General features: G+C 74.2%; 9 protein-coding genes and 1 pseudogene. 4 read left to right on the top strand and 6 right to left on the bottom strand.

Annotated features, from left to right (window positions below):
• The coding region (locus ACFF45_RS34805; RefSeq protein ID WP_381351015.1) for a CapA family protein at nt 1–1,155 on the top strand (1,155 nt) is incomplete at its 5' end.
• Nucleotides 1,156–1,163: 8 nt separating this feature from the next.
• Here the strand turns inward: ACFF45_RS34805 and ACFF45_RS34810 are convergent.
• Nucleotides 1,164–1,565 (bottom strand): annotated as a pseudogene (locus ACFF45_RS34810) (MarR family winged helix-turn-helix transcriptional regulator); the annotation flags it as partial.
• Between ACFF45_RS34810 and ACFF45_RS34815 the strand changes: the two are divergent.
• A complete protein-coding gene (locus tag ACFF45_RS34815) occupies nt 1,470–1,724 on the top strand; it encodes a hypothetical protein (protein ID WP_381351016.1) in 255 nt (84 codons plus the stop codon). The pseudogene ACFF45_RS34810 and the gene ACFF45_RS34815 sit on opposite strands and share 96 nt — an antisense overlap.
• On the opposite strand, the gene ACFF45_RS34820 is transcribed toward ACFF45_RS34815, so the two are convergent.
• Both ACFF45_RS34820 and ACFF45_RS34825 read right to left on the bottom strand, forming a co-directional pair.
• Nucleotides 1,721–3,133 carry an amino acid permease gene (locus tag ACFF45_RS34820; RefSeq protein WP_381351017.1) on the bottom strand — a complete coding sequence of 471 codons (1,413 nt, stop codon included), beginning with the start codon at nt 3,131–3,133 and terminating at the stop codon, nt 1,721–1,723. The two genes, ACFF45_RS34815 and ACFF45_RS34820, sit on opposite strands and share 4 nt — an antisense overlap.
• An 86-nt stretch (nt 3,134–3,219) precedes the next feature.
• A complete protein-coding gene (locus ACFF45_RS34825) occupies nt 3,220–3,678 on the bottom strand; it encodes a universal stress protein (RefSeq protein WP_381351018.1) in 459 nt (152 codons plus the stop codon).
• Between the two features lie 183 nt (nt 3,679–3,861).
• Here ACFF45_RS34825 and ACFF45_RS34830 point away from each other — a divergent pair, with 183 nt between their 5' ends.
• Nucleotides 3,862–4,695 (top strand): polysaccharide deacetylase family protein, encoded by an 834-nt coding sequence (locus tag ACFF45_RS34830; protein ID WP_381351020.1) that lies wholly within the window; start codon nt 3,862–3,864, stop codon nt 4,693–4,695.
• Between the two features lie 30 nt (nt 4,696–4,725).
• Here ACFF45_RS34830 and ACFF45_RS34835 read toward each other — a convergent pair whose 3' ends face one another.
• Complete coding sequence (locus ACFF45_RS34835; protein WP_381351022.1) at nt 4,726–5,388, bottom strand: class F sortase; 663 nt, start codon at nt 5,386–5,388, stop codon at nt 4,726–4,728.
• 333 nt (nt 5,389–5,721) lie between these two features.
• On the opposite strand from ACFF45_RS34835, the gene ACFF45_RS34840 reads away from it, so the two are divergent.
• Nucleotides 5,722–6,207, top strand: a complete 486-nt coding sequence (locus tag ACFF45_RS34840) for a hypothetical protein (RefSeq protein WP_381351023.1) — start codon at nt 5,722–5,724, stop codon at nt 6,205–6,207.
• 379 nt (nt 6,208–6,586) lie between these two features.
• On the opposite strand, the gene ACFF45_RS34845 is transcribed toward ACFF45_RS34840, so the two are convergent.
• Nucleotides 6,587–7,351: a bestrophin-like domain gene (locus tag ACFF45_RS34845; RefSeq protein WP_381351024.1), complete on the bottom strand. Its 765-nt coding sequence runs from the start codon at nt 7,349–7,351 to the stop codon at nt 6,587–6,589.
• 14 nt (nt 7,352–7,365) lie between these two features.
• The gene (locus ACFF45_RS34850; protein WP_381351025.1) at nt 7,366–7,494 is read right to left on the bottom strand and encodes a hypothetical protein; all 129 of its coding nucleotides are present in this window, start codon (nt 7,492–7,494) and stop codon (nt 7,366–7,368) included.
• Nucleotides 7,495–7,686: the final 192 nt, after the last annotated feature.

The following is a 7,686-nucleotide window of genomic DNA, read 5'->3' on the forward strand; positions in this document are numbered from 1 at the left end:
GCCGCCGGTGCGCGCGCCGCCGCGCCCGCCGCCGGGGCACCCGGCACCGCGGCACCCGACGCCGGAGCGCCGGCTGCCGGAGCGCCCGCTGCCGGGACGCCTGACGCCGGGACGCCCGACGCCGGGCACCGCGCCTTCACGCTCGTCGCCTCCGGCGACCTCCTGCCGCACCCGTCCGTCAGCGAGCAGGCCCGCTTCGACGCGGGCGGCTCGGGCCACGACTTCCGGCCCATGCTCGCCGGCGTACAACCCCTGGTGTCCGGCGCCGATCTGGCGCTGTGTCACCTGGAGACGGTGCTCGGCGACGCCGCCGCCCCCGCCGGCCGCGCCGCCATGTCGCCCCCGGAACTGGCCCAGGCCCTCGCCGACGCCGGCTACGACGGCTGCTCCACCGCCTCCGACCACAGCCTCGACGACGGCGCCGCCGGCCTCGGCCGTACCCTGGACGTGCTGGACCGGGCCGGTCTCCGGCACGCCGGAACGGCGCGTACCGAGCAGGAGGCGCGCACCGTGACGATCCTGCCCGCGGGCACGGCGAAGGTCGCCCACCTCGCCTACACCTTCGGCGTCGGCGGCCACCCGCTCCCCGCCGGGCAGCCCTGGGCCGTCAACCCGCTGGACGAGGGCCGGATCCTCGCCGACGCCCACGCCGCCCGGCAGGCGGGCGCCGACCTGGTCGTCGCCTCCCTGCACTGGGGCACCGAAGGGCAGGACGAGCCCGACGAGCGGCAGTTGTCCCTGGTCCGCACCCTGACCGCCGCCGGCGCCGGCGGCCGCCCCGGCCTCGACCTGATCCTCGGCACCCACACCCGCGTCCCGCAGGCGTACGAGAAGGTCAACGGCACCTGGGTGGTCTACGGCCTGGGGAACCAGATCGCCGGCGAGGTGTCCGACCGCCGGGGCGCCGTCGACCCGCGGTCCAGCCAGTCCACCGTCGGCCGCTTCACCTTCACCCCGCCCGCCCGCCCGGGCGGCCGCTGGGACGTGACCAGGGCGGAGTTCGTGCCGTACGCGTTCGACATCGACGCCGGCCGGGTGGTCGACGTCAACACCGCCCTCGCCCAGGGCGCCGACGTGACGGGGGTGCGCGACCGCATCCAGCGGGTCGTCCTCGGCCGGGGCGCGGCACGGGACGGGCTGGTGATGGGGGAGTGAGCTGGTGATCAGCCGACGGCGACGCGGTCGAACAGCCTGAGCATCTCGCCGAGCACCCGCACGCAGGCCCGCACGTCGGCGTCCGGCAGCCCGCCCTTGACCTCGCGCAGGACGGTGTGCTCCCGGGCGACGACGGCGGTGATCGCCGCCCGCCCCCCGGCGGTCGGCCGGATCAGCGGCGACCGCTGGTGGGCCGGGTTCGGGACGCTCCCCGCCAGACCGCGCGCCACGGCGTCGCTGACCGTCCGCTGCACGGACTGCCGGCTGACGGCCTGCGCGCGGCCCATCCGCGGAACGGTCATGGGCCCGCGCTTGTGCAGCAGGTCCAGGACGGCGCGGACGCCGACGGACGGTCCCTCGACGGCCTCGCCCTCCTCGACCTTGCGCTGCACCCGCCGGTAGAGCGGGCCGGCCGGCGTCCGGCGTCCCGCCGCTCACCGTCAACGGCGGCCTGGAACCGGCCGACCTGCGCGCCGCGGCCGGCCGGCGTCGTCGCCCACGGCTACGCCACCCTGGAGCGGCCGGAGGTCTTCGACGCGATCCTGCTGGACTTCCTGCGGTCCCTCTAACGCCCGGCCAGCTTCGACCTCCGGTACGAGTACGCGAAGTAGATCACCAGGCCCAGCGCGAACCACACGGCGAACCGCGCCCAGGTCTGCCACTGCAGGAACGTGATCAGCCAGAGCGAGAAGACGACCCCGACGGCCGGCACGAACGGCATCAGCGGTGTCCGGAAGGTCCGCGGCAGATCGGGCTGCCGGTAGCGCAGCACGATCACCGCGACGCACACCACCACGAACGCCAGCAGGATCCCGATGTTGGTCAGCTCGGCCGCCTCGCCGATCGGCAGGAACCCGGCGATGGCGGCCGACGCGAAACCGGCGATCCAGGTCACCCGCGTCGGCACGTGCCGGGTCGGGTGCGTCTTCGCGAACCACCGCGGCAGCAGCCCGTCCCGGGACATCGAGAACCACACACGGGTCACGCCCAGCAGGAACGTGAACATCACCGTCAGGATGCCGATGATCGCGCCCACCGCGATCACGTTCGCCAGGGCGTCGAGCCCGACCGACTCGAACGCCGTGGAGAAGCCGCTCTCCGGGTCGATCTCCGTGTACTTCTGCATGCCCGTCAGCACCAGGCACGCGGCCACGTACAGCACCATCGAGATCGCCAGCGAGTAGATGATCGCCTTCGGCATGTGCCGCTGCGCGTCCCTCGACTCCTCGGCCGCCGTGGACATCGCGTCGTAGCCGAACACCGCGAAGAACACGGTGGCCGCACCGGTGAACGCCCCGCCGAGGCCGTAGGGGAAGAACGGGTTGTAGTTCGCCGTGTCGATGTGGAACACCCCGACGCCGATGACCAGCAGCACCACCAGCACCTTCAGCACGACCACGACCATCTCGAAGCGGGCCGCGCTCTTGATGCCGAGGGTGAGCAGATAGGCGATGAACAGGCACAGCACCGCCGCGAACAGGTCGACCCGGTGGCCGTCGCCGGTGCCCGGCGCGCCCAGCATCCAGCTCGGCAGGTCGGCGCCGAGCTGGCCGATCAGGAAGTTGAAGTAGCCCGAGATGCCGATCGCGACCACCGCCACGATCGCCGTGTACTCCAGCAGCAGGTCCCAGCCGATGAACCAGCCCACCAGCTCGCCGAGCACCGCGTAGCCGTACGTGTAGGCGGAACCGGCCTTCGGGATGAGGCCCGCGAACTCCGCGTAGGACAGTGCGGCCGCCGCGCTCGCCACGCCCGCGATGAGGAACGACACCAGCACCGCGGGCCCGGCCGTGCCGTTGGCCACCGCGCCGGCGAGGGTGAAGATGCCCGCGCCGATGATGCCGCCGACGCCGATCGCCGTCAGCTGCCACAGCCCCAGGGACCGGTCGAGCCGGGGGCCCTCGGCGACTTCCGTCTCTTCGATGTGTTCGATGGGTTTGCGGCGGAGAATCCCCTCACCCATACGGAGCCGGGCCATGCGCCTCACCTCTTCGCGATCGCCAAACGGCTGACGGCGGATCATGATGACCCAGTCAGGCACCTGAGGGAAGGCGCCACGCACCGCTACGGCACGACCGTCACCGGCCAGCGTCCCGCCTTCACCAGCCGGATCGCCACCGAGCCGGCGAACCGGTGGCCGGCCTGCTCCGACGCGCCCACCACCACGGCGTCCGCCGTCAGGTCGTCCGCCGCCTTCACCAGCCCGCTGAAGGGATCGCCGCGGACGGTGTGGAACTCCCAGCGGACGTCGAACATCCCCTTGACCCGTTCGGCCGCGTCCCGGATCTGGGACACCAGGTCCTCGGCGATCTCGTCGGTGGTCGCCGCGACGGGCGCCCCCAGGGCCGCCGCCGCCGGCCCGGGCTGCACGTACACGAGGGCCAGCAGCGCGCCCTGCCGCCGGGCCAGGCCACCTGCGTAGGCCGCGGCGCGCAGCGAGGAGTCGGAGCCGTCCACTCCGACCACGATGACCTTGGGGCCGTCCGTGCCGCGCTCGAACTGGTGCGAGTGCTGTTCCGTCACGGCCCGAGGCTATCGGAAGGAGCACCTCCGCCCGCCCGGGGACAGTGCCCGGGGGGCGGCCCCCGGGGAGTCCTCGCCGGACACCGCCGCCCCCCTCCGGCACATCGGCCGCCCGGGTGCATTACCCGCCGCCGCCCGGTGTCGCTGCGGTGCGTCGGGGGCCGGCCGGGCGACTGATGAGTCATGAAGAAAGATCAGTCGCTCACCCGTCGAAAGGCTTTGATGGCCGGTGCCGGCGCCCTGGGCGCGCCCGCCGCCGCCGGTCTGCTGACGCCGGGCCCGGGCGGGGAGGCCGGCCCGCCCGCCGCACCCGCCCCGGGCCCCCCGGCACGCCGCCCGCGCGAGCCGTCCGCCTACCGCCTCCAGCCGCTGGCCGGACACGGCCCGCCGGCCGCCCCCGGCCGCCCCCCGGTCCGCCGTGCCCCCCTGCTGCGGCTGTCCGGCCTCGGCCGCGCCATGGTGCTGACCTTCGACGACGGCCCCGACCCGCGCTACACCCCGGACATCCTGCGCACCCTGCGCGAGTACGACGTGCGCGCGATGTTCTTCGTGTGCGGCGAGATGGCCGCCGGGCACCCCGGCCTGCTCACCGAGATGGCCGAGGACGGCCATGTCGTCGGCAATCACACCTGGTCCCACCCCCTGCTCACCCGGCTCTCCCGCGCCGCCGTCCGCACCGAGATGGAGAGCACCAGCGATCTCGTCGAGGAGGTGTGCGGCGCCCGCCCGCTGTGGTTCCGCGCCCCGTACGGCGCCTGGAACCGCGCCGCCTTCCAACTCGGCGCCGAACTCGGCATGGAACCGCTCGCCTGGACCGTCGACACCCTCGACTGGACCGAGCCCGGCACCCGCACCATCGTCGACCGGGTGGAGGGCGGCGCGGGCCCCGGCGTCGTGGTGCTCGCGCACGACGCCGGGGGCGACCGCTCGCAGAGCGTGCGGGCGCTGCGCGACTACCTGCCCCACCTGCTGGACGCCGGCTACCACCTCACCGTGCCGCGCCGGCACCAGGTGTGACCGCCGGCCGCCCGCCCGGTCGGGGCCCGCTCAGCGGACCTCGACCAGGCGGGCGAAGACGACGACGTTGCCGTCGTAGCCGTTCTGCTTGGAGAAGCCGCCCCCGCAGGTGATGACCCGCAGCTCCGGGACGCCCTTGGAGCCGTAGACGCGGTCGCCGGGGAAGTCGTTCTTGGCGAAGACCTCCACGCCGTAGATCTCGAACACCGCCGTCTTCCGGTCCTGCCGGACGACCTCGACCCGGTGCCCGCGCCGGAGCGCGCCGAGGCCGTAGAACACGGCGGGTCCGCGCTCGTTGTCGACATGGCCGACGACCACGGCGGTGCCCTTCTCGCCCGGCGACACGGCACCGGTGAACCAGCCCGCCAGATTGGGGTCCTCGGGGGGCGGCGCGTCCACCCAGCCGGCCGCGTCCAGACCGACCGGCGTCACCGGCGCGTCGACCTGGATCGCGGGCATCCTGATCCAGTCGGGCAGGCCGTACGGCAGCGCCGCAGGGGCGTTCGCGAAGGTGGCCGGAGTCGAGCGGCTGTCCGCGGCCGCCGCCGACGCGGGCTGCGGCGGACCCACGTCGAACTCTCCCGAGCCATTGCGGATGAGCGCGAGTCCGGTCAGCAGAACAAGCGCTATCACGCCCCACGGGGCACGCCTCCTCCGCCGGACCTCCTCTTCCTCCAGCTCGGAAAGGAACATGGTGTCATCCCCTCTCGACGCGGCCGTCGCCGTGTCGTTCAGCGCCTGGGAGAACGCTAGGACCACGGCGGGGAACCGGCGATCCGGGAGAGACGAACGGGTGGTCCCGGCCACCGCGCGTGCGCCATCCGAGGTGCCGCGCACCAAACTTTTCTGACGGTCCGTGACCTGCGGCGACATCGGATTGTGCGCTTGTCGCCGGGAGTCTGCCTCACCAGGACGGACCAGCGCCGACATGCGGGTCCGTGCACGGCGTCCGAGGGTTCTGCCGGGAGACGTTTTCTCGCCGATCGACCGGGGACGGGCCCCGGGGCGTCTTCCGCGGAGGATGACATGCGTAACTCTCGTGCCCTGGCGGTCGCCGCCGCGGCCGCCGCCGCACTCGGGGTCGCGGCCCCGGCGGCCGTCGCGGGGAACACCCCGAGCAACATCGTCTCCCTGCCCAGCGTCATCGCCCGTGGCGGGCAGATGACCATCACCGCGAACGGCTGCCCCGGGGGCGGCACCGTGAGCTCCGACGCCTTCCGCACCACCTCGCTGTCGCCGATCAACGGGGCGAGCCAGACCGCGCGGGGCTACGCGACGATCGACAGCAACGCCCGCCCCGGCACCTACGACCTCACCGTCCGCTGCTCCGGCCGGCGGCTGACCCGTCCGAACGCCTTCACCGTCATCGGCGGTGTCCGGGGCGGTCTCGGCGGCAGCAGCTCCACCGGGGCGACACCGACCGACATGGCCATCGGCGGCGGGCTGGTCGCCGCGGCCGTCATCGGCGGCGGCGTGTTCTGGGTGCGCCACCGCACCGAGAAGCGTTTCTGACCCGCCGCCCGGCGTCGCCGGAGCCGCTCGCACCCGTGGCGTTCGCCCCGGACCCCCGCGGGGGTCCGGGGCCTACGTCATGTGCGCGGCCCCGTCCGTGCCGCGCCGGCGCCGCCCGGCGGTGCCGGCGGAAGTACGCGTGTCGCCCATGGGGATCCTCCGGTTCCCGGGGAGCAGCCGCTGATCCGGCTCCGCTCGTGCCGGCCGCGCGCCCCGATGAGGCACACGCTAGGAAGAGCGGCGACGGCGCGCCATCGCAGTCGTGCGAACGGGGTAACGGGGTGGGCCGACCGGGGTACGGGGGCGGCGCGCCGTACGTCCCCGGCGGGCCCGCGACGGGCGGGGGCCGGTGCCGGCCCGCCCCGTGGCGGACCGTCGGTCAGCCCCTGGCGTCGGGGAAGAGATCCAGGAACGGCTCGTAGGAGGCCGTGACACCCCGGCTGTAGGGCGAGTCGAAGTCCCAGATCAGGAAGAGCAGGAAGGCGATCAGCGCGGAGAACAGCACGGCGAGCACCAGCTCGCGGGGGGTGCGGCGGATCTGCAGGGCGAGGATCATCCCGACGGTGATCACCGCCCCGGTGACGAGCCCGAACCACACCACGCCCGGCATCGTCGGGTCGGTCGCGTCCGCGCGGGCGTGGCGCGCCCGGTCCGCCTCGGCCACCTGGTCGATCAGCGGCTGGTAGGCCTGGGCCTCGAAGTCGGACCGCGGCTCGTAGTCCGTGACGGTCGCCCGCACCCGGTTCAGCAGCTGGGTGCCGCGCTCGGTGACCCGGCCCTCGTCGGTCATCGCCTTCCACTCGGTGGTGATGACGTGTCCGACATAGGTGTTGACATCCTCCCGAATGCGGTCGCGCACCTCGGGCGGGTAGACCCGGACCCGCTCCGCGATCTCGTGCAGGGCCTGCGCCTCCGCCCGCACATGGTCCTGGGCGGCGCTGCGGGCCTCCCAGACACCGGCGATGGCCAGGCCGAGCACGATGGCGTACACCACGCCGATCCACATCGTCATGTACTCGATGACGTCGGGCGTCTCGGAGGGGTCCTCGTCCTCGGACGCGGCACGGTGCCGAAGCAGGGTGATGACGACCACCAGGGCGCAGGCGGCCAGCATCGCGAGGGTGAGAACAAGCCATTCCGGCAACGGATGCCTCCAGGTCAGCGGGGGCGCAGCGCGGCGACGGCGAGCAGCGCGGGCACGGTGATGAGCAGGACGTAGGTGACCGGCGACTGACCGCCCCGCGAGGACCGGCCGCGCGGCGGGGTGCGGTAGCGCGGATAGCTCACCGGGGTCACGGTCGGGCGCGGGGACGGCTTGGCCGGCGGCGCGGGCTTCGGCTTCGGCGGCGGCGCGGGGGCGGACGTCGGGGGCGGGGGCGGGGGCGGAGGTGGTGCGGGAGCCGCGGCCGGTGGGGGTGGCGGTGCCGGTGCCGCGGGCCGGGGCGGCGGCTCGGGCCGCGGGGTGGGCGCCGGTTCCGG

Source organism: Streptomyces cinereospinus, assembly GCF_042430725.1.
Classification (GTDB): Bacteria; Actinomycetota; Actinomycetes; order Streptomycetales; family Streptomycetaceae; genus Streptomyces; species Streptomyces cinereospinus.